The sequence below is a fragment of the Algoriphagus sp. AGSA1 genome (genome assembly GCF_021390545.1).
Lineage (GTDB): Bacteria > Bacteroidota > Bacteroidia > Cytophagales > Cyclobacteriaceae > Algoriphagus.
In genome coordinates this window covers 95742-116111 of record NZ_JAJUWR010000015.1, presented here as the reverse complement: position 1 = coordinate 116111, position 20370 = coordinate 95742, and the positions used below count along the sequence as shown (strand labels likewise).

General features: G+C 42.4%; 19 protein-coding genes and 1 other RNA gene. 12 read left to right on the top strand and 8 right to left on the bottom strand.

Annotation, left to right across the window (positions count from 1 at the left end; genetic code table 11):
* Positions 1-274: 274 nt before the first annotated feature.
* From LZF95_RS13610 to LZF95_RS13600, 3 genes are all read left to right on the top strand, one after another.
* Positions 275-1918 (top strand): tetratricopeptide repeat protein, encoded by a 1644-nt coding sequence (locus tag LZF95_RS13610; RefSeq protein WP_233755626.1) that lies wholly within the window; start codon positions 275-277, stop codon positions 1916-1918.
* Between the two features lie 193 nt (positions 1919-2111).
* Positions 2112-3197: a phytase gene (locus LZF95_RS13605; protein WP_233755625.1), complete on the top strand. Its 1086-nt coding sequence runs from the start codon at positions 2112-2114 to the stop codon at positions 3195-3197.
* Positions 3198-3214: 17 nt separating this feature from the next.
* A complete protein-coding gene (locus tag LZF95_RS13600; RefSeq protein WP_233755624.1) occupies positions 3215-5983 on the top strand; it encodes a TonB-dependent receptor in 2769 nt (922 codons plus the stop codon).
* A 67-nt stretch (positions 5984-6050) separates the two neighbouring features.
* On the opposite strand, the gene LZF95_RS13595 is transcribed toward LZF95_RS13600, so the two are convergent.
* The 8 genes from LZF95_RS13595 to LZF95_RS13560 form a co-directional block, all read right to left on the bottom strand.
* Positions 6051-6263: a hypothetical protein gene (locus LZF95_RS13595; protein ID WP_233755623.1), complete on the bottom strand. Its 213-nt coding sequence runs from the start codon at positions 6261-6263 to the stop codon at positions 6051-6053.
* Between the two features lie 313 nt (positions 6264-6576).
* Positions 6577-7971: a S41 family peptidase gene (locus LZF95_RS13590; protein ID WP_233755622.1), complete on the bottom strand. Its 1395-nt coding sequence runs from the start codon at positions 7969-7971 to the stop codon at positions 6577-6579.
* Positions 7972-8062: 91 nt separating this feature from the next.
* Positions 8063-8773 carry a cell division ATP-binding protein FtsE gene (locus tag LZF95_RS13585; RefSeq protein ID WP_233755621.1) on the bottom strand — a complete coding sequence of 237 codons (711 nt, stop codon included), beginning with the start codon at positions 8771-8773 and terminating at the stop codon, positions 8063-8065.
* Positions 8774-8775: 2 nt separating this feature from the next.
* Positions 8776-8979, bottom strand: a complete 204-nt coding sequence (locus LZF95_RS13580) for a hypothetical protein (protein ID WP_057939972.1) — start codon at positions 8977-8979, stop codon at positions 8776-8778.
* Positions 8980-9022: 43 nt separating this feature from the next.
* Positions 9023-9682: a fructose-6-phosphate aldolase gene (fsa, locus tag LZF95_RS13575; protein WP_233755620.1), complete on the bottom strand. Its 660-nt coding sequence runs from the start codon at positions 9680-9682 to the stop codon at positions 9023-9025.
* Positions 9683-9870: 188 nt separating this feature from the next.
* Positions 9871-9961, bottom strand: an RNA gene (gene ffs / locus LZF95_RS13570) — signal recognition particle sRNA small type.
* 369 nt (positions 9962-10330) lie between these two features.
* On the bottom strand, positions 10331-10561 hold the full coding sequence (locus tag LZF95_RS13565) for a hypothetical protein (protein WP_233755619.1): 231 nt from the start codon (positions 10559-10561) through the stop codon (positions 10331-10333).
* Between the two features lie 14 nt (positions 10562-10575).
* Positions 10576-11133 carry a hypothetical protein gene (locus tag LZF95_RS13560; protein ID WP_233755618.1) on the bottom strand — a complete coding sequence of 186 codons (558 nt, stop codon included), beginning with the start codon at positions 11131-11133 and terminating at the stop codon, positions 10576-10578.
* 531 nt (positions 11134-11664) lie between these two features.
* Here LZF95_RS13560 and LZF95_RS13555 point away from each other — a divergent pair.
* From LZF95_RS13555 to aroF, 9 genes are all read left to right on the top strand, one after another.
* Positions 11665-13077 (top strand): anthranilate synthase component I family protein, encoded by a 1413-nt coding sequence (locus tag LZF95_RS13555; protein WP_233755617.1) that lies wholly within the window; start codon positions 11665-11667, stop codon positions 13075-13077.
* Between the two features lie 34 nt (positions 13078-13111).
* Positions 13112-13378 carry a four helix bundle protein gene (locus LZF95_RS13550; protein ID WP_233755616.1) on the top strand — a complete coding sequence of 89 codons (267 nt, stop codon included), beginning with the start codon at positions 13112-13114 and terminating at the stop codon, positions 13376-13378.
* A 193-nt stretch (positions 13379-13571) separates the two neighbouring features.
* Positions 13572-14138 (top strand): aminodeoxychorismate/anthranilate synthase component II, encoded by a 567-nt coding sequence (locus LZF95_RS13545; RefSeq protein ID WP_233755615.1) that lies wholly within the window; start codon positions 13572-13574, stop codon positions 14136-14138.
* Positions 14139-14174: 36 nt separating this feature from the next.
* Positions 14175-15185, top strand: a complete 1011-nt coding sequence (gene trpD, locus LZF95_RS13540) for an anthranilate phosphoribosyltransferase (RefSeq protein ID WP_233755614.1) — start codon at positions 14175-14177, stop codon at positions 15183-15185.
* 2 nt (positions 15186-15187) lie between these two features.
* The gene (trpC, locus tag LZF95_RS13535; RefSeq protein ID WP_233755613.1) at positions 15188-16009 is read left to right on the top strand and encodes an indole-3-glycerol phosphate synthase TrpC; all 822 of its coding nucleotides are present in this window, start codon (positions 15188-15190) and stop codon (positions 16007-16009) included.
* 33 nt (positions 16010-16042) lie between these two features.
* Positions 16043-16765, top strand: a complete 723-nt coding sequence (locus tag LZF95_RS13530; protein ID WP_233755612.1) for a phosphoribosylanthranilate isomerase — start codon at positions 16043-16045, stop codon at positions 16763-16765.
* A gap of 53 nt (positions 16766-16818) precedes the next feature.
* The gene (trpB, locus tag LZF95_RS13525; protein ID WP_233755611.1) at positions 16819-17997 is read left to right on the top strand and encodes a tryptophan synthase subunit beta; all 1179 of its coding nucleotides are present in this window, start codon (positions 16819-16821) and stop codon (positions 17995-17997) included.
* A gap of 403 nt (positions 17998-18400) precedes the next feature.
* Entirely contained in the window at positions 18401-19174 is a 774-nt protein-coding gene (gene trpA / locus LZF95_RS13520; RefSeq protein ID WP_233755610.1) for a tryptophan synthase subunit alpha, read from the top strand.
* Between the two features lie 69 nt (positions 19175-19243).
* Positions 19244-20263: a 3-deoxy-7-phosphoheptulonate synthase gene (aroF, locus tag LZF95_RS13515; protein WP_233755609.1), complete on the top strand. Its 1020-nt coding sequence runs from the start codon at positions 19244-19246 to the stop codon at positions 20261-20263.
* Positions 20264-20370: the final 107 nt, after the last annotated feature.

Here is a 20370-nt window from a genome sequence, read left to right as displayed (position 1 = left end):
TGCTTCACAGATAATCATTCTTCCGTGTGACTGTTGAGTCATGCCTGCCTGTATTCTAAGGCTCGATTTCATATTGTGAACGCCTAATCAAACTTAGCCTCTCATTAAAAACACAACTTGAAGTTAGAATCAAGCTTCTTTAAAATCTGCCCAGATAGAGGGTGGTTTTGCTCATGTTTTCTGAAAATAGCCTCAAGGATTCCCTGGAAAAGTTAATTGTATCACAATCATTTCTTAACAGCTCTGGAGCCTTAGGTACTGATCTTTGTGGGTTATGAAAGGTCTGATACATATCTATGGTTTAGCTGTAATCCTATACTGTTTTTCATCAGCTACTTCTTCAGCACAAAATCCCAAAGCTATAGCTTCACGACTTGATTCTGCACGGATTATTTCCAAAAGTGCTCCGGAATCGGCTTTTATAATAGCAAGTGAGTTGCTGGAAGAAAGCAGAAGTGCCGAAATTGACTCTTTGACTGGTCAATGCCAATTGTTGCGTGGTTATATACTTTTCCAGTTTGGCATGTTTCAGGATGCGACCGAAGCACTATATGAAGCGGAACATATCTTTGAGATAAGTCGACAAAAGAAGCTGCTTGCCCAAGCAAACAATGTGCTTGGAGAAGTCTATTACAAGATAAAAAGCACTGAAAGTGCGCTTCAAAGACATGAAAAAGCGCTGAGGATTTATGGGGAAATCAGAGATGAGGAAGGTAAAGCTGAGACCAAAAGTTTTATAGGTGGGATGTTTGAGAAAAGCATGGAATATTCAAAGGCATTGGACTATCAAACTGAGTCCCTCCAGCTTTTTGAGTCTCTCGGAATGAAATCCCAAATTGCTTTTGTGCGGGAAAACATTGGCAGCATATATGAGGATTTGGCAAGATATGACTCAGCTTATGATAATTTCCATAGAGCATTTCTGATAAATTCGCAATTAGGGGATAGTCTGAAGGTCATAGGTAACCTGAATAATCTGGGTGATGTGTTCCGGAAAACTGGAGAGTATGAGAAGGGATTAGAGTATTCTGTAAAGGCTGCTGAGATGAGCCAGCGACTCGGTTTGGTTTATCAACAAAAATCAGCTGTTGTAGATATTTCAAAAGTATATGCAGCTATGGGGGAATATAAGAGTGCTTTCGATTATCTGGAGCAAAGCAGACGGCTCAGTGACCTGGTCTATTCGGTGGAATCCTCTCGACAGCTGGCCATTCAGGAAGCTCAATATAATCTTTTTACCAAGAATCAGCAGATAAAGGAGCTGCAGCAAGCCCGGGATTTTGACACCAAAATGAGGTGGTTGTTCTTGACATTGGTTTGCCTTCTCTTCATACTAGGGTGGGTGATTTTCAACCGTCAAAAACTTAAAATAAAAGGAAATAAAGAATTGTTGAAACGGCAGGAGGAACTTTTGCTGATAAAGGAGCAGCTCATCCATACCGAAAAGGAAAACCTCAGATTGCTCGAGCTGAAGATGCAAACTGAGGATCAGGCCCATTCAAAATCCCTTACCGCCCAAACCCTCCATGTCATCGATAAGAACAGGATGCTAGAGGATATACAGTCCAAGCTGAAAAGTAGTTTGGAAGAAGATCCCAAGGAGCAGAAAAAGAGGATAAGAAACCTGATCAAACAAATTGATTTTAATTTTTCGCATGATACAGATTGGGATGATTTCAAACAGACGTTTGAAAAAGTGCATCAGGATTTCTTCAAAAATATTCAGGCCCGTTCCGGCGGCCTGACTCCGGCTGAAATGAAACTTGCCAGTCTGATGCGTCTTAATCTAAGTTCCAAGGAAATAGCTTCCTCGCTTGGGATCTCTATGGATAGTCTCCGCATTTCCCGCTATCGACTACGGAAGAAATTGAACCTCCGAAAGGACGATAGTTTACAGCAATTTCTGCTTTGTATATGATTTACAATTTGTTAATCTATTTTTAATATACATTAAACAACTCATTTTCAATACATTATGTTTGTTTTTTGATATTTTGTTTAGGTTCTGTTAACGGTCACTTTTTTTGTTGTTGCCCAATTGATAACAGTCGTTTCTAGTCTCAAGCTACAGACTAAGCTAACATTGTAGCATCAAAATCATTCAAAATTTTATGACAACAAACAGACTGATTTATGGATTGACTGCAGTGGGACTACTTATAAGTTCCTGTAGCAAGCCAGTCCAGCAACAAGTAGAAACTGTAGCGGAAAGTTTGGTGAAGCCAATCTATGTGACCGATTCAGTAGTGCATGACACTGATGATCCCGCAGTATGGGTCAACTTTCGTGAACCGGCCAAAAGTCTCATCATTGGTACTGATAAGGATGCTGAAGGAGCATTGTACGTCTTTGATCTGAAAGGGAATGCCATCGACTCACTCATTGTCCGTGATATTCAGCGACCTAATAATGTGGATGTGGGGTATGGTCTGAACTTGGGAGATCGAACTGTTGACTTTGCCGTCACAGGGGAGCGTATGACGTCCAAATTGAGGTTTTTCAGCCTTCCTGATATGAAGGAGATCAATGCAGGAGGAGTGGAGGTATATGAAGGTGAGACAGGGACAGACTTCAGGGACTTGATGGGAGTGGCTGTTTATCAGGATAAGGATTCTGGGAAAAACTATGTGATCGCCGGCAGGAAAAACGGGCCTACAGACGGGACTTATTTATGGCAGTATGAAATCCTGGGGCAGGATGGTGAAATCACCCTAAACTTGGTGCGGAAATTCGGTTCTTACTCTGGCAAAAAGGAAATTGAGGCCATAGCCGTAGATGCCGAACTTGGCTATGTCTATTACTCCGATGAGGGGGTAGGAGTGAAAAAATACCACGCTGATCCTGCCAAAGGAAATGAGGAGTTGGCATTTTTTGCCAAGGAAGGCTTCTCCGATGATCATGAGGGTATTTCTATTTACAAACTGGACGATACCACGGGGTATATTTTGGTGTCAGACCAAGGGGCTGATCTTTTTCATGTTTTTCCTCGGGAAGGCAGCGATTCCAATCCTCACGAGCACCCATTAATCACCAAAATCCCCACCAGTACAGTTTCCAGCGATGGCTCAGAATCTATTAGTCAGGCGTTGGGGTCTGATTTCCCACATGGTCTTTTTGTGGCAATGTCAGATGACAAAACCTTTCAAATCTACCGATGGGAGGATATAGCTGGGGATATTTTAAAATCTAAAAAGTAATCTTTTAATCTTAACTTATGAAAAAGCAACTACTTGGTGCATTTACATTACTTCTTGTTTTTTGCCTGGGCCAACAGGTACTTGGTCAAGGTGTATTAAAGGGGAGGGTGATAGATTCTGAAAATCTATCTTTACCTGGAGCAAACGTGGTTTTGAAAAACACTTCGCTGGGGACAGTCACCAATCAAAACGGGGATTATTCCATAGTAGATCTTCGGGAAGGTTCGTATGAGGTTCAGGTTTCATATCTGGGTTATGGATCCGTGATCCATCAGGTATCCATAGAAAAAGGGAAGACATCCACCTTGAATTTTAAATTGGGAGAGACAACCATTGAAAGCTTGGAATTTGTAGTGTTAGGGGATCGCTTAAAAGGCCAGGCCAAGGCTCTCAATCAGCAGAAGAATAATGCGAATATTACAAATGTGGTGTCTTCTGATCAAATAGGTAGATTTCCCGATGCGAATATTGGAGATGCATTAAAGCGGATTCCTGGGGTCACTATGCAAAACGATCAGGGGGAAGCCAGGGACATCATCATCCGGGGAATGGCCCCACATCTGAATTCTGTGACACTGAACGGAGAAAGGATTCCATCTGCGGAAGGCGATAATAGAAACGTGCAGATGGATCTGATACCTTCAGACATGATCCAGACCATAGAGGTAAATAAGGCTGTGCTGCCAAGTATGGATGCTGATGCAATAGGTGGTTCTGTAAATCTTGTCACCCGCCAGGCTCCCAATGCCCTGAGGGTCTCGGGCACAGCCGCTTCAGGGGTCAATCTACTTTCCAATAAACCGATTTGGACAGGAGGGGTTATTATCGGCAACCGTTTTCTTAATGACAAGCTGGGTGTGATTTTTTCCGGCTCATACAGCAACCATCGTTTTGGCTCTGATAATATTGAGGCGGTGTGGAAAAATTATGACAATGGGGTGGTATTAGAAGAATTTGATATCAGGAAATATACTGTCCAGCGTGTCCGTAGATCTGCCTCCTTGGCACTTGATTATGATATCAATGACAATCATACTTTATTCCTTTCTGGGATGTACAACCACCGGGACGATTGGGAGAATAGGTTCAGAATGAGAGTTAGTCAGCTTGATCGGTCATTTGAAGGAGGGGATTTCATGGAGGTCAGTCCAAATAGATATCTGACCAAAGGCAGAGTAGAATATCAAACCAAGGGAGGCGTGGACAGTGACAGAAATAAGGCCACAAGACTGGAAGATCAAAGGGTTTACAATACCACTTTGGGAGGTAGCCATCTCTTTAATAAATTAAAGATGGATTGGTCTGCCACGTATGCAAAAGCATCAGAGGAAAGGCCCTTTGAACGCTATGTTTCCTACAGATCTTCTAACCAAGATGTGACCGTGGACGTTTCTAACCCGGATAAACCTATCGCCTATTTGACAAATCAGTCAGACAATTTGGGTATTGGATTTAATGAGCTTTCAGAGCAATATGGCTATACGTTTGACCGTGATCTAAATGGCAAACTTGACTTCAAATTGCCTTATAGCTCTAAAGGCATACTTCAGTTTGGAGCCAGGTATAGAGGCAAGACTAAAGAGCGTGACAATAACTTCTTCACTTATGAACCCTTGGATGAGGAGGCTTTTGGTGAGAATCTTGGAGACGTACCGAACACTGATTATTCCGATCCTGGTTTTCTCGCAGGGACTCAATACCAAGCCGGTACATTTATGTCACCAACCTATTTGGGCGGTTTGAATTTAAAAAACACCGGTTTGTTTGAGGAGAACGATGAGCCAGGGGAATATGTACCTGGGAATTATAGAGCCAATGAGAATATTACAGGAGGGTATGTAATGGCGGATCACCAGTTTACCGATAAGCTATCTGCTGTAGTAGGTGTGAGACTGGAACATACCTCTATAGATTATGTGGGAAATATATTTGATTTGGATAATGAAGAGTTTTCTTCTGCCGAAGGCGAGCAGAGTTACACTAACATAATGCCTGGGGTACACCTGAAATATAGCTGGAATCAAAACAGTGTATTGAGGTTTGCATGGACCAATACCATAGCCAGACCAAATTATTTTGACTTGGTTCCCTATGCGGAGTTTAGTCCTGAAGATGAGGAATTGTCACGGGGTAATCCAAATCTAAAGCCAACTACGGCCATGAATTTTGACTTGATGGGGGAGCAATATTTTCAGAATGTAGGCTTGATTTCCTTGGGTGGCTTTTATAAAAACTTGGATGACTTCGTATATACAATCACCACCCAGGGCTATACAGATCCTTTATTTGGTTCTGGACTGGAATATTCCAGACCTGAGAATGGTGGTTCAGCCAAAGTTTATGGCTTGGAAGCTTCGATTCAGCGCCAGATATGGAAAGGATTCGGAATCTATTTGAACTATACCTATACCAAATCATCCACAGACGGAGTAGAAGGCAGGGAAAATGATTCTATTGAATTGCCAGGGACAGCAGATAATATGTTCAATGCATCATTGTCCTACGAAAACAAGCGTATTGTAATGCGAGTGTCTCTGAACTACGCCTCTGATTATCTGGATGAATTGGGTGGTGAGTCATTTGAAGACCGCTATTACGACAAACAGACATTTTTGGATGTGAACGCTTCCTATTCGATTACCCCAAAATGGAGGATTTTCCTTGAAGGAAACAACCTGACCAATCAGCCGCTGAGATACTATCAAGGTATAAGGTCAAGGACTATGCAGGCGGAATATTATAATGCCAGATTTAACTTCGGACTGAAGTTTGATTTGTTTGAGTAAAAGGTTTAAACACTAAAGGGCTGCCAGAAGAATTTGGCAGCCCTTTGATTTTATTAGGTAAGGTTTTTTAACTGAGAAACAGGAAGTATGCAATGAAAGTGGTTAATAAGGAAATGCCAAAACTCAGTGAGATGATCTTTGGATAATTAGTTACCCATTGCCCTTTTTTATTGTTTTCTATAATCAACTGCCTTCTAGGTCTGATGATCTCTTGCACAAGTGCCAAACAACCTAAAAAATATACAGTTAAAATAAGGATGAAACTTGCTGCGATTTCCATGGCTTTTAGAATTGAATATCAAATTTAACAGCAAAACTTCAGTCAGCCTTCCAAGATCTGAAACTTAACGATTTGATAATGAATGGGAATGCCGATACAGAAAAACTGGGATTAATCCCGGATTATGCATCAGGTTTCGTTGTAGCCTGTCTCGATTTATCGGATTGTGTTGATTGCAAGAAAATCAGCTGTTTGCAGATTGGCAGCCGATCAGCATGGCTTACTTAAGCTAAAGAAACTGAGTGAAGATTTATGCTTTTTATACGACTGAGTAATCTATCTAAAGTTCCCTATAAGAAGCCAGATCCTTCATTCATTTAAAGATGTTGTTTTCGACCATCCTGCCATATCTGACCTTGGAATCAAGTGAGCTTCCCTGGTCCACCCTGTCTAGTTTTTTGAATCGAGCTGAAGATGGGGTTCCGGTGATCTGCTCAATGGCTTTGCGAAGCAAGATTTCATTGACATCTCCAAGAGGTTTTAGCCTTTCCTCATATTCCAATGCTTGGATGTTTGGCGCAAAGCCGTTTGAATAATCCGACTCATCTAGGCTATTGAAACTTTGAGATACAATAGGTAGCATACCAAAGCGGTTTTGGGGATTTTCCTCGTCTTCAAATGCTACAGAGCCCACATTTTTACCTGTAGTCAGTTCTCCGATAAGAAAGACTTCCATATAAGGTTTTAGTCCATTGATTATGAGTTCTGATGCAGAGGCTGTGCGGCTAGAGGTAAGAACATATACTGCATTTCCCTCAAGAGAAGCTCCAACGTTTTGTGATTTGTCTAAGAAATTTGTCTTTACATCATTTAATTCCGGAATTGCGGCAGAGATCAGGTCATTGTACTTTGTTTTTGAAAAAACGGTAGTACTAGACACACCCGGCGCAATAAGACTTGCCAAATTAATTGCAGAGCCTACATAGCCCCCACCATTATATCTAAAATCAACTATGAGGCTATTTATACTTTGAGATTTAAAGGATGCGAATATTTCGTCTAATTCCAGATCGTAACTTCCGGAGGAGTTGCCAGGGTCTGGGGCAAAAAAGTTATAAACCAAATAGCCGATTTTTTGAGAGCCTATGGTGTACACCGTGTCCAGATAAATTGGATTTTCCTGTAGTTCAATAGGGGTAAGTGAAATGTCCTCTTGAGCCTGATAAATATCCTGCCCTTCATTATAGCTCAAATAAGAAATGCTGTGTGTTTCCTGGATTTGTCCTAAAAGTCCTTGGTAATTATCCAGGGTCAGAGTGGTTCCGTTAATCGCCGTAATAACGTCGCCCCGGACAATTCCCGCAGATTCTGCTGGGCTGTTTTTCTTTACATAGGTTATTTCCGCAACCACATCGTTGCTTGATTCGGATGCCCTAAACAAGGTGAATTCATACCCGGCGTCAAGGGAAATTCCACTGAGGCTATTGATTAATTCCTGGTAATCAGGATAGATTGCGGAAAATCGATCTGTAGGCTTATTTAAAAGAGAGTTGAAATACTGGGTAGGATCAGAGGTGACAGCTATAGGAGTTCTTATATCATCAAGCCAATAATACACTTCACTCATTACTGCCAGTATCCAATTATTGGCTGCTTCATTGGAGTCAGGGGACACGCGTGGCGTAGGATCATCCTTTTTGTCGCAAGAGCCCAGTAATATAATCATGCCCAGCAATAAGGAAGCTTTGGAAATAATGGTTGTTTTCATCGTGCGAATTGTAAGAGTGATATCAACGAACTGACCTTATACTATATTTAATCTTTTGGCTAGAAACCTTTTGAATGGTAAAGACCTTCTCTTAATAAGAGGATCCATAAGAGACATCATGTGTCTGACTGTCCTTTAATTCTCCGTTTTCACATTTAAGGACTCTGTACGGATACTTACGAAGTAAATCGTAATTATGGGTTGCCATCAATATAGCGGTCCCCCTTTTATTGATATCCTGGAAGAGCTTGAAGATCCCGTCTGCTACATCTGGATCCAGATTTCCAGTGGGTTCATCAGCTAACAGTATTGAGGGTTCATTTAATAGAGCCCTGGCAATTACCACACGCTGCTGCTCACCTCCGGATAGTTGGTGGGGCATTTTACTTGAGGCATTGTGCAGCCCTACTTGCAGAAGTACCTCAGACATACGGGCATTGATTTTTGCCTTGTCCTTCCACCCAGTGGCTTTCATGACGAAGGCTAGGTTTTCGGCTATACTTCTGTCATTGAATAACTGAAAATCCTGAAATATTATCCCGATTTTCCTTCTCAAAAACGGAATGTCCTTGGTTTTGATTGATCTTAGATCAAAGCCTGCCACTTCAGCGCTTCCATTTCGTAACGCCAGATCGGCATAAAGTGTTTTTAATAAGGAGCTTTTCCCGCTGCCTGTTCTGCCGATCAGAAACACAAATTCGTGTTGCTCCACGGAGAAGTTGACATCAGTTAGGATCGGGTCGATACCTTGAAAGATGGTCGCTTGATTTACCTGCAATACAGGCTGGGTGCTGAAATCCATTCTTATAATTCTAATTTTTGCAATTTCCCAAAAGGAAGATCCAAGATTAACGCCTCCAGTTCTTTTTCCTTGCCCTCCAGACCGAATTTCTCAATTTTCTTCAGCGGCCTATCTGCTCTGAAGTAAGCTACCAAAACAAAGTTTTCGTCCCTGATCTGAATGTAATCAGGGATTTTTGCTTTGCCTTTTACTTTGATAATATACATAGGGGGAATTTGAAAAAGGCCGACAAGAGCCGGCCTTCGTTACTTATTTTCCGGCTGCTTTGGCATGATCTGCCAAAAACGTTGCCAAACCAGAATCCGTTAACGGGTGGTTCAATAGGCCAGTGATCACTTTGAGGGGGCAAGTCACCACATCTGCTCCTACTTCAGCACATTTCAACAGGTGCATGGTATGTCTTACAGAGGCTGCCAACACTTCGGTCTCGAAGCCGTAGTTGCCATATATGTGGACGATCTGGGCGATCAGATCCATTCCGTCAAAGGCGATATCATCCAGTCTTCCTATAAAAGGAGATACATAAGACGCCCCGGCTTTGGCAGCTAAAAGTGCCTGGCCAGCGGAGAAAATCAACGTGCAGTTGGTTCTGATCCCTTCACTTTGAAAGTATTTAAGTGCTTTTAGGCCGTCTTTTACCATCGGGATTTTAACCACGATTTTGTCATCGATCTTTGCCAGTTCTTTTCCTTCTTTTACCATCCCGTCGAAGTCAGTGGCGATCACTTCTGCGCTTACTTTGTCATCCACGATATCGCAGATGGCTTTGTAGTGGGCTCTTACTTTCTCATTTCCGCTGATACCTTCCTTGGCCATCAGGGAAGGGTTGGTAGTTACGCCATCTAATACCCCAAGGTCATAAGCTTCGCGAATGTCGCTTAGATTGGCTGTGTCAATAAAGAATTTCATGTTTGAATTGTTTAATAGGTATGGATTCAGCTATTCCTTGCTCTTACACACCTAGCGGATTATTGTTCTCAGGAAGGGGTAAAAGCTCGAAATAGGATAAATCCAAATGGATTTGATTGTGGGTAACAAAGTTAGAAGATTAATCAAGAATTGTAACCTGATTGGGGAGCCGTAGGAAAAAATAGGGCAAAAAAGAAGCGGCATCGCACCGCTCAACCACCTACCCTTGCTTCCTTCCGGACCTGGGGGATTCAGCAGGAGCTGGTCGTGCCGCCGGTGCAAAGGTAAGTAGAAAATCAATGTTTACAATATTCTTCTGCCCCAATTGGATATTTGCCGCTTTCAGCACTGACTATGAGGAGCATTAATTTTCAAATTGGAAATCGACATGATAAAAGTCATTATTAAATCACACATGACAATGATTGTTTTTAATCGTCAAAGATCCCATATGACCACTGAAAAACAAGCATATGAAATCACTTAGTATGTGCGTATATCCGCTTTTCTGCCAGAAACGAGATGAAAGCATTGCATTATAGGATTTGGTTGACACTAACATTTAGGCTTCTTCTGACACCCGTCTTAGGCCTTCTGACTAGGTGACCGAAGAAGTTTTGGTTACTGGCATCATTGCGGTTAACCATATTATTTAGTCTTTGCCAGATGCATCTGAAATTCCAGCACATTACAATGAATGAAATCATCTTCTGCCAGATCCTCAAAAATCTCCTCATCAAATTCCATTTCGGTTTTTTCGATTTTTCCGTCAGGATGTACAATTAGCTCTATGCCTGTAAAGGTATCAGGGTCAACTTGGACTAGAACCTGATAATCGTCAAAAATGCGCTTAAAATACTGGGGAAATGATTTTGCCATAGTTTTTACCAAAACTACTTATTTGAACTGGTTTGGTAATAATTTGAGTAAAATATCATTACGTCGGAAGGATTGTTTTGGGTTGTTTTTATCCGGTCGAATACATAAAACGCCTGGGTTAAAAACTCTTTTTCATTATAGGTTTTGACGGCGGAAATGGCGTGGTTTTCCACTTTGAAAATTGGCCCCGATGGCCCTGTTATTACGTATCCATTGGCATTTCTTTTTCTTTTTACCTTGAGGATTTCCCCATCTACAAATTCAAGCCGTGCGGACCCCCAAAAATAACTGCCTCTGCCCCGGGCAATTTCCAATTGGGTTTTAGGCTCAACTATTCTTGCCTTTTTTATTTGATTCAAATCTCGGTTATAAAATAGGTGGAACTTTCGTCCGTCAAATTCTAAATTAGCATATTTATATCCTTTGTCCACTTCCATTTTCACATCATCACCGGATTCCGATATGAACTGTACTTCATGCATGGGGGATTTCCATTCTGAAGTTTGTTGTGCGTAAGCTGTGCAAATACCCGCCAGCATAATCATAGCTAAAAGTGAGTTGATCAGTTTCATAGTGTTAGGTATTGTTTTACATATCAACGACTTAATTCAGATTTGGTTTGGGGCATTGCTCATGGATAAGCTATGGTGGCCTGGATTATGTAGTCTGAGATCATATCCCAGCAGCCATTTATCCAGAAGCGGCTTTCCTTCGGCAATAATTCTCATCGGAGAAAATAAGCTGAGATGTCCATAGGTAAGTCATGTAGGTGATACAATAAAGAAAAAGAAGATATGCCTACTTTATAAAATTCCAATAATCAAGTTTTGTATTTTTCACAGATTACCATCCATACGTAAGGGAGAAGAAAATATTTCATACTTTTTCAAAAAAAATCGTTTCCATGCTTTGTCCTTAACAATCCCTTCCTAAATTTGCCCTTATTCTTATGAAAACAATCGCAAATAAATACTGGTGGTGGCATTCTTACTCTTTCCAAAAGGAAGTTTAGAAAGCCCCTGCATGTAATTTTGCGTTACGACATAGTATAAAAGGCTTACTGGATTTCCGGTAAGCCTTTTTTCATAAAAAATCGACCACGAATGACTCAAATCAAATTTCCTATCCTTACTACTTACCGAAAACGACTCGCGGATACTATTACTCCAGTGAGTGTTTATCTACAGATAAGGGACAGGTTTGCCAATCCGATTTTGCTTGAAAGCTCTGACTATCATGGGCAGGAAAACAGTTTTTCATACATCTGCTTCAACCCACTGGCCACATTTACCTTCAATGCAGGCAAGGTAGTGGAAAGCTTGCCCTCTGGGCTAAAAGAAAGCTATGAAGTGAGTTCTGACCAGAAGCTGATGCAGTGCCTCAGGGCTTTCGGAAATAAATTTGACGTAGCTCCGGACAATTTTAAGTTTAGCACCAACGGTCTTTTTGGCTATATCCAGTACGATACGGTGGCGTACTTTGAAGATATCAGACTTCAGAATACTGAGCCTACAGAGGTTCCTATGATGCAATATTCTGTTTATCAGAATGTCATTGTAGTGGATCACTATAAGAATGAGCTTCATCTACTGGAACATCGGGTGGCAGGCGCCGAAAACAGCGAGAAGATGGAGGAGATTGAGCGCCTCTTGAACAACAAGAACATACCTAGCTATACATTTCAACGGGTGGGAGAGGAAGAATCCAACTACACAGATGAGGAATTTCTTAAAATTCTGAATCAGGGAAGGGAGCATTGCTTTCGGGGTGATGTGTTCCAGATCGTTCTTTCACGTAGGTTCAGCACGGGATTTAAAGGAGATGAATTCAATGTCTATCGTGCCCTAAGATCTGTAAATCCTTCTCCTTATCTATTCTATTTTGATTATGGCTCTTTCAAGGTCTTTGGAAGTTCTCCGGAGGCGCAGATAGTGGTCAAGGATAAAAAAGCCACCATCTATCCCATAGCCGGTACATTCAGGAGAACGGGCAATGACCAGGAAGACGCCGCTTTGGCTCGCAAACTCTACGATGACCCCAAAGAGAACTCTGAGCATGTCATGCTGGTGGATCTGGCCAGAAATGATCTGAGCAGGTCGTCTGAAAAAGTTACGGTGGAGGTGTTTAAAGAAATTCAATATTACTCCCATGTGATCCATTTGGTTTCCAAAGTCACAGGAGAATTGCCTGAAGGGACAAATCCACTCCAATTGGTGGCCGACACATTTCCTGCGGGCACGCTTTCCGGTGCTCCCAAATACCGGGCAATGGAATTAATCGATGAGTTGGAAAATGTATCCAGAACCTTCTATGGTGGCGCTATCGGATATCTGGGATTCAATGGAGATTTCAACCATGCGATTTTGATCAGATCTTTTGTCTCTGAAAACAATCAGCTTCGGTTCCAGGCTGGAGCTGGTGTGGTGGCCAAATCCACTATTCCGTCAGAGTTGCAAGAAGTGGCGAATAAACTGGAAGCGTTGAGAGTGGCGCTGAGGGCGGCGGAGAATATATGACAGAAAAATTGGAAGATTTTAAAATTGAAAAATTATGGCAAAATACGAGCGATTTGAAGATTTGCCCGTTTGGCGGCATGCTATAAAAATCGGAGTAAGGATTTATCAATTAGCTGAATCTGAAAGATTAGCTAAAGATTATTGCGCCAAAGATCAATTGATAGGATCTGCAATTTCGATTTCAAATAATATAGCTGAAGGCTTTAAATATAATCAAAACCGACAGTTTATTCGCTTTCTGGAAATTGCAAAAGGATCTGCCGGAGAACTTCGGAGTCAGCTCTTTTGCTACTCTAAGTAAAAAAAAACAGATGAGCCAATCTATCAGGAATATTATCAGGATCTGGTTGGTCTATCCAGTGAATTAAAAGGCCTAATAAAATATTTATATGAATTTGAAGAGAAGAAAAGGAAGGAGGCTTAACACTAGTGAATTTTCCAATCCGCCACGGCGGACAAGTAATTTCAATCTTTAAATTTCTCAATCAACTATAATGAAAATACTCGTCCTCGATAATTACGACTCCTTCACCTACAACCTGGTCTATATCGTCCGGCAATTAGGTTATGGGGCAAGCATGGATGTCTTTCGCAATGACAAAATAAGTCTGGAAGATGTGGAAAAGTATGATAAAATAATTCTTTCCCCTGGTCCCGGTGTCCCTAAGGATGCCGGAATTATGCCCGCACTCTTAGGAAAATATGCTCCCACAAAATCCATTCTTGGCGTTTGCCTGGGGCATCAGGCTATCGGAGAAGCTTTCGGGGGGTCGTTGATTAATCTATCAGAAGTGCTTCATGGTGTTGCCTCTGTGGTCAAGGCAGAGCCTGATTTGCTTTTCGCTGAAGTGCCCGATACGTTTAGCATTGGTAGATACCACTCATGGGTAATAAATGAAGATACCCTTTCTCCGGATCTGGAAGTTATAGCCCGCACCCCTGACAATCAGATCATGGCGATCCGGCACAAGATATATGATGTCAGGGGCGTACAGTTTCATCCGGAAAGTATCCTTACCGAAAACGGTGAGCGGATCATCAAAAACTGGATGGAAAGTTAAAAACAAGCAAGTACTAATCCAACAACACCCCTAGTAATGAAAGAAATACTAAATCACCTCATCGAGCACCGTACACTCAGCCGAGCAGATGCAAAGGAGGTTTTGAAAAATATTACGGCCGGAAATTACAATACGAGCCAGATCGCAGCATTTATGACTGTATATCTGATGCGTAGTATTACCGTAGAAGAGCTGTCTGGTTTCCGAGAGGCAATGCTTGAGCGCTGCATTCCGGTAGAGATAGCCGAATACGACGCCATGGACCTCTGTGGTACAGGCGGGGATGGCAAAGATACCTTCAATATTTCCACACTTTCATCTTTTGTGGTGGCTGGTGCAGGCCAAAATGTCGCCAAACACGGCAATAACGGGGTCTCCTCGATTTGCGGATCATCTAATTTGCTTGCCTATTTTGGCTATGAATTCACCAATGATATGGGTGAAATCCGAAGAAGTTTGGATGAAGTGGGGATTTGCTTCTTGCATGCTCCGCTATTTCACCCGGCTATGAAGCACGTGGGGCCGATCAGAAAAGATCTTGGGGTTAAGACTTTTTTCAATATGCTCGGCCCTATGGTCAATCCTAGTTTTCCCCGTAAGCAGTTGGTGGGTGTGTTTAGTCTTGAGCTGGCTCGCCTGTATGGATATTTGTACCAGGATATGGAGGGGAGGTTTTCGATTCTTCATGCCTTGGATGGTTACGATGAGATTTCTCTTACAGGGGATTTCAAAATGATTTCCAATTCCGGAGAGAAAGTGTTCAGCCCTGAAAATATAGGGTTGTCCAGGCTGACTGCGAATGCAATCAAAGGGGGAGAGACAATCCAGGATTCCGCTAAGATATTTGAGAATATATTGAAGGGCAAAGGAAGTAAAGCGCAAAATGAAGTGGTCATAGCAAATTCAGCCGCCGCACTGGTTACCGCTAGAGAGGACTTGGGTTTCCTTGAGGCAGTGGCGTTGGCAGAAGAGATTTTGCTAAGTAAGAAAGCACTGAAAGTATTCAATGGGCTGGTAAATCCTAAAACAACAGTTTCATTTAATTGATTATGAATATTTTAGATAGAATCATTGCACGAAAACATGCTGAAGTGGCTGAGAAAAGCAGCTTGGTGCCAGTGAAATTACTTGAACAAAGCATCTACTTTGACAGTAAAGTGGTGTCGATGAAGTCCTATGTGACCAATCCTGACAAGTCGGGGATTATCTCGGAATTTAAGCGTAAGTCGCCTTCTAAAGGCTGGATAAATGGGACTGCATCGGCGGAAAGTGTGAGTATTGGGTATATGCAGGCTGGAGCTTCTGCTTTATCGATTTTGACTGATACCGATTTCTTTGGCGGTGACAATGAGGATCTCAAAGCTGCCCGGAAATTCAATTATTGTCCCATCCTCAGAAAAGATTTTATCGTGGATAAATATCAGATTCTGGAGGCTAAATCTATCGGTGCGGATTGCATATTACTAATTGCGGCAGCTTTAGAACCAGCTAAATTGAGAGAGTTGGCATCTTTTGCCAAAAGTTTGGGTCTTGAAATTTTGATGGAAGTGCATGACGGGGAAGAGTTGGAAAGAAGCCTGTGCGCCGACCTGGACCTAGTAGGTGTAAACAATAGGAATCTGAAAACCTTTGATGTTTCTCTGCAAACTTCTTTGGAATTGGTGAATGAGATCCCGTCAGATTTTGTGAAGATTTCTGAATCCGGAATTTCTGACCCAGCAACCTTGATCACCTTAAAGAAAGCTGGTTTCGATGGATTCCTGATTGGGGAGAACTTCATGAAGTCGGCCCGGCCAGAGCAGGCTGCATACACCTTCATCAAAGAGTACAAAAAAATGCTTGCGAATGGAACAGCACTGAATAAGGCCTAATGCAAATCGAGCCTGACAGAGGGAGACAAGCATGTGACTGAAGACAAACATTGGGATGAATACCACTCATGCGACCTGCCTGCCGCAAGCAGGGATTCGAACTGGCCATTGAAAACTAAAAATCAGCAGATGCAAATCAAAGTATGTGGAATGCGCGATCCTGAAAATATCCGGGCACTGGAAAATGTTGTTCAACCAGACTGGATGGGACTGATCTTTTATGCCAAGTCTCCACGTTTTGTGCCTAGTATAAAAGCTGTTGAGATAGCAGATGCTTCTCTTCCAAAAGTAGGAGTGTTTGTGAATGAATCGATAGCAAATGTGCTTGACAAAATTGATCGCTTTGATCTTTCCGCAGTACAGCTTCATGGCAGCGAAAGTCCAGAGTTCGTACGCGAACTGAAACTAAGAACGAATAAGAAACTTTGGAAAGTGGTGTCGGTGGGCGATTCGATTAATTGGAATGAATTGAAAGAGTACGTGGGGTTGGTGGAATACTTTCTCTTTGATACCGCTACCAAAAGTCACGGTGGATCCGGAGAGCAGTTCAACTGGCAAATCCTGAAGAGCTACCCGTTCGAAGTCCCATTTATCCTTAGTGGAGGCATTGATGGGGATTCTGCAGAAGCTTTGATACGGTTTGCTGAGGATGCGCCTCAACTGAAAGGAATAGATTTGAATTCGAAATTCGAAGACGCCCCAGGAGTAAAGAATATTGAAAGGCTGAAGAGCTTCAAAGATAAATTGTTGAGTTAGAAAATTGTTGAGCAACCATGATCTATGGCCCATCAACTCTTAACTATAAAAATATGATCAAAGTAGATGAAAAAGGATTTTACGGCAAATTTGGTGGGGCTTATATCCCGGAGATGCTGCATCCGAATGTCGAAGAACTAAAAGAAAACTATGAGTCGATCATTGCATCGAGAGAGTTTCAGGATGAGTTCAGAGGTTTGCTGAAAGATTATGTCGGCCGTCCGACCCCTCTCTATTTTGCTTCCCGACTTTCTGAAAAGTATGGAGCCAAAATCTATCTGAAGCGCGAGGATCTCTGTCATACAGGTGCGCACAAGGTGAATAACACCATTGGTCAGATCATCTTGGCGAAGAAGCTTGGGAAAAAGCGGATTATTGCAGAGACAGGAGCAGGACAACACGGTGTGGCTACTGCGACAGTTTGCGCGCTGATGGGGATGGAATGCACGGTTTACATGGGGGAAATAGACATCGCCCGGCAGCACCCCAATGTGGAGCGGATGAAGATCTTGGGTGCGACAGTAGTCCCTGCTACATCAGGCTCCAAAACGCTGAAAGATGCTACCAACGAAGCCATGCGTGCCTGGATCAATAATCCTGTGGATACACATTATATTATTGGTTCGGTAGTCGGGCCACATCCCTATCCTGAGATGGTGGCGAGGTTTCAATCCGTGATTTCGGAGGAGATGAAGTGGCAGCTGAAGGAAAAGGAGGACAGGGAGAATCCTGATATCGTAATTGCCTGTGTGGGAGGTGGTTCCAATGCAGCAGGTGCTTTTTACCATTATTACAATACACCTGAAGTTCGCCTAGTAGCTGCGGAAGCAGGAGGATTAGGGATAAATTCCGGGAAAACTGCCGCAACTACCGCTAAAGGAACTCCGGGGATTTTGCATGGATCGAAGACGATTTTGATGCAAACCGAAGATGGACAGGTAGTGGAGCCGCATTCCATTTCTGCTGGATTGGATTATCCGGGAATAGGTCCGGTTCATGCGCATTTATTTGATGTGGGAAGGGGAGAGTTTGTAGCTGTTGAGGACAAAGATGCGATGGAAGCAGGAATTGAATTGAGCAAGTTGGAGGGGATAATTCCTGCGATAGAATCTGCCCATGCGCTTTACGCTTTGAACATGATCGAGTATTCCAAAGATGATGTGATTGTCGTGAATCTTTCGGGTAGAGGAGACAAGGATCTGGATACTTATATTAAATGGGGAAAGTATTGATTTGGGGTTTGTGATTTACAACATAAAGCTGAACCTCAATCTTATTTTATAGAGATCAAACTATTCGGGGGATTAATTTCGAATGATGAATTCCGAAAGTCGAATAATGAAGTGGGCTACATGTCCAAAGAATGAGAAAAGTATAACCCTGAAAGGGTTTAACCTTTAAATAACCATGGGTGAAACCCATGGGGGAAATCATGGGATCGCATTAGATCAACCCTGAAGGAGTTGAACAAATAAAATACATCAATAGTATCATTTTCAATCCTTCACAATCTTATCGCTTTTGCACCTCATATGTAATTTTCCAATTTTTTAATTAGTAATAATGAATGTCGAAATAGGAATGCTGAATAATGAAGTTTTCAAATCCGAATATTGACAAAAACCAGTAATCAAAATGAACCGAATACATACACTATTTAAAAACAAGGACTCAAGAGTTCTCTCCATTTATTTTACAGCGGGTTTCCCTGAGTTGGAAAGTACCATGGAGATCATGGAAGCGATCCAAGCGGGAGGAGCGGATATCATAGAAATCGGCGTGCCCTATTCTGATCCTGTAGCCGATGGGCCGACTATCCAAGATAGCAATATGATTGCGTTGGAAAATGGGATTTCACTTAAAAAGATCTTTGAACAATTGAAAGGCTTTCGTGCAAAAATCCATATTCCTGTGGTGATGATGGGTTATCTCAACCCGATCATGCAATATGGGATGGAGGCTTTTTGCCAAAAATGCAAGGAGGTAGGGGTAGATGGCCTTATCCTGCCCGATCTTCCGATGCAGCAATATTTGGATGAGTATAAGGAGCTTTTCGAGCAATATGGCTTGGTAAATACTTTTTTGATTTCACCCCAAACTTCCGAAAAGCGGATTCGGGAAATTGATGAAAACACCAATGGGTTTATCTATATGGTTTCATCCCATAGCATTACAGGAGCGAAAGCTGGAATTAGTGATGAGCAGATTTCTTACTTCAAGCGGGTTAAAGCCATGGATTTGAAAAATCCCAGACTGATTGGTTTTGGGATTTCTGATTCAGAAACCTTCGCCAAAGCATCAGAATATAGCAACGGAGCTATTATAGGTTCGGCTTTTATTAAGACCGTAAAAGATTCCAAGAATCTGAGTGAAGATATTCAGAAATACATTCAATCCGTAATCAACTAAGATTTTCCAATGATTTAGCTTTTCCAAAGTTTCGAACTTTGGAAAAGTTTATACAAAATCGACAAAACTATGATCATTCAGCTTCAACCTGATATTTCCGACAGCCAAAAGGAGAATCTTATCCAAAAAGTCAATGGCATCGGCTATAAAACCACCGAGGTAAAAACCCAACTGGGAGACTACCTGATCGGGATCGGTCAAAAAGACTTTGACATCCGAAAGATCGGACAAATGGACGGGATCATCGACATCCATATCGTCTCTGATGAGTATAAATTAGTATCCAAAAAGTGGAAAGTAAAGCCCACCTCAGTGGATTTAGGAGATAATGTCTTTATCAAAGACGGAGAGATGGCTGTGATTACAGGGCCATGTTCCATAGAGTCTGAAGAACAGATCCGCGCCATTGTGGCGCATTGCGTGGAAAATGACATTAAGATGATGCGTGGCGGCGTGTTTAAACCAAGAAGCAGTCCTTATGCATTCCGCGGATTGGGGTTGGAGGGTTTGAAACTTTGGCACGATATCGCCAGTGAAGCGGGAATCAAGATCGTCACAGAGGTGATGCAGACTTCCCAGATCGAAGAAATGTATCCTTACGTGGATGTGTATCAGGTGGGAGCTAGGAATTCCCAAAACTTCAATTTGCTTGACGAGCTGGGAAAAGTGGACAAAGCTGTGATGATCAAGCGTGGGATTTCAGGAACGCTGGAAGAGCTTTTGCAGTCTGCGGAGTATGTTTTTTCCGGAGGAAATGAAAAGCTTATTCTCTGCGAAAGAGGAATCAGAACATACGAGAGAGCGTCGAGGAATACCTTGGACTTGAATGCTATTCCGATTTTGAAAGCCAAGTCTCACCTACCGGTAATTGTGGATCCGTCGCATGGAATCGGTATCCGGGCTTATGTGCCTCAGATGGCACTTGCGGGCGTGATGTCCGGTGCGGATGGAATTATCTACGAATCGCATGAAATTCCCGAGAAAGCTTATTCCGACGGACAGCAGACGCTTGACTTTGTCCAAAGTGCAAGGCTTGCAAGCTGGATCAGAGAGAGCTTTGCGATGCGGAAGGGGTTTGAATTGTTGTAGAGGAATGATAATGCCAGTGGAGACATTGGCTTTTCTGAAAGTTTATTAACCACACTGGTGGTTCGACAAGCTCACCAACCGGGGGGCACAGAGGGATGATAGCTGCT

Coding starts and splice junctions, on each gene's coding strand:
- LZF95_RS13610 (WP_233755626.1), top strand. CDS start 275: ATGAAAGGTCTGATACATATCTATGGTTTAGCTGTAATCCTATACTGT.
- LZF95_RS13605 (WP_233755625.1), top strand. CDS start 2,112: ATGACAACAAACAGACTGATTTATGGATTGACTGCAGTGGGACTACTT.
- LZF95_RS13600 (WP_233755624.1), top strand. CDS start 3,215: ATGAAAAAGCAACTACTTGGTGCATTTACATTACTTCTTGTTTTTTGC.
- LZF95_RS13595 (WP_233755623.1), bottom strand. CDS start 6,263: ATGGAAATCGCAGCAAGTTTCATCCTTATTTTAACTGTATATTTTTTA.
- LZF95_RS13590 (WP_233755622.1), bottom strand. CDS start 7,971: ATGAAAACAACCATTATTTCCAAAGCTTCCTTATTGCTGGGCATGATT.
- LZF95_RS13585 (WP_233755621.1), bottom strand. CDS start 8,773: ATGGATTTCAGCACCCAGCCTGTATTGCAGGTAAATCAAGCGACCATC.
- LZF95_RS13580 (WP_057939972.1), bottom strand. CDS start 8,979: ATGTATATTATCAAAGTAAAAGGCAAAGCAAAAATCCCTGATTACATT.
- fsa (WP_233755620.1), bottom strand. CDS start 9,682: ATGAAATTCTTTATTGACACAGCCAATCTAAGCGACATTCGCGAAGCT.
- LZF95_RS13565 (WP_233755619.1), bottom strand. CDS start 10,561: ATGGCAAAATCATTTCCCCAGTATTTTAAGCGCATTTTTGACGATTAT.
- LZF95_RS13560 (WP_233755618.1), bottom strand. CDS start 11,133: ATGAAACTGATCAACTCACTTTTAGCTATGATTATGCTGGCGGGTATT.
- LZF95_RS13555 (WP_233755617.1), top strand. CDS start 11,665: ATGACTCAAATCAAATTTCCTATCCTTACTACTTACCGAAAACGACTC.
- LZF95_RS13550 (WP_233755616.1), top strand. CDS start 13,112: ATGGCAAAATACGAGCGATTTGAAGATTTGCCCGTTTGGCGGCATGCT.
- LZF95_RS13545 (WP_233755615.1), top strand. CDS start 13,572: ATGAAAATACTCGTCCTCGATAATTACGACTCCTTCACCTACAACCTG.
- trpD (WP_233755614.1), top strand. CDS start 14,175: ATGAAAGAAATACTAAATCACCTCATCGAGCACCGTACACTCAGCCGA.
- trpC (WP_233755613.1), top strand. CDS start 15,188: ATGAATATTTTAGATAGAATCATTGCACGAAAACATGCTGAAGTGGCT.
- trpB (WP_233755611.1), top strand. CDS start 16,819: ATGATCAAAGTAGATGAAAAAGGATTTTACGGCAAATTTGGTGGGGCT.
- trpA (WP_233755610.1), top strand. CDS start 18,401: ATGAACCGAATACATACACTATTTAAAAACAAGGACTCAAGAGTTCTC.
- aroF (WP_233755609.1), top strand. CDS start 19,244: ATGATCATTCAGCTTCAACCTGATATTTCCGACAGCCAAAAGGAGAAT.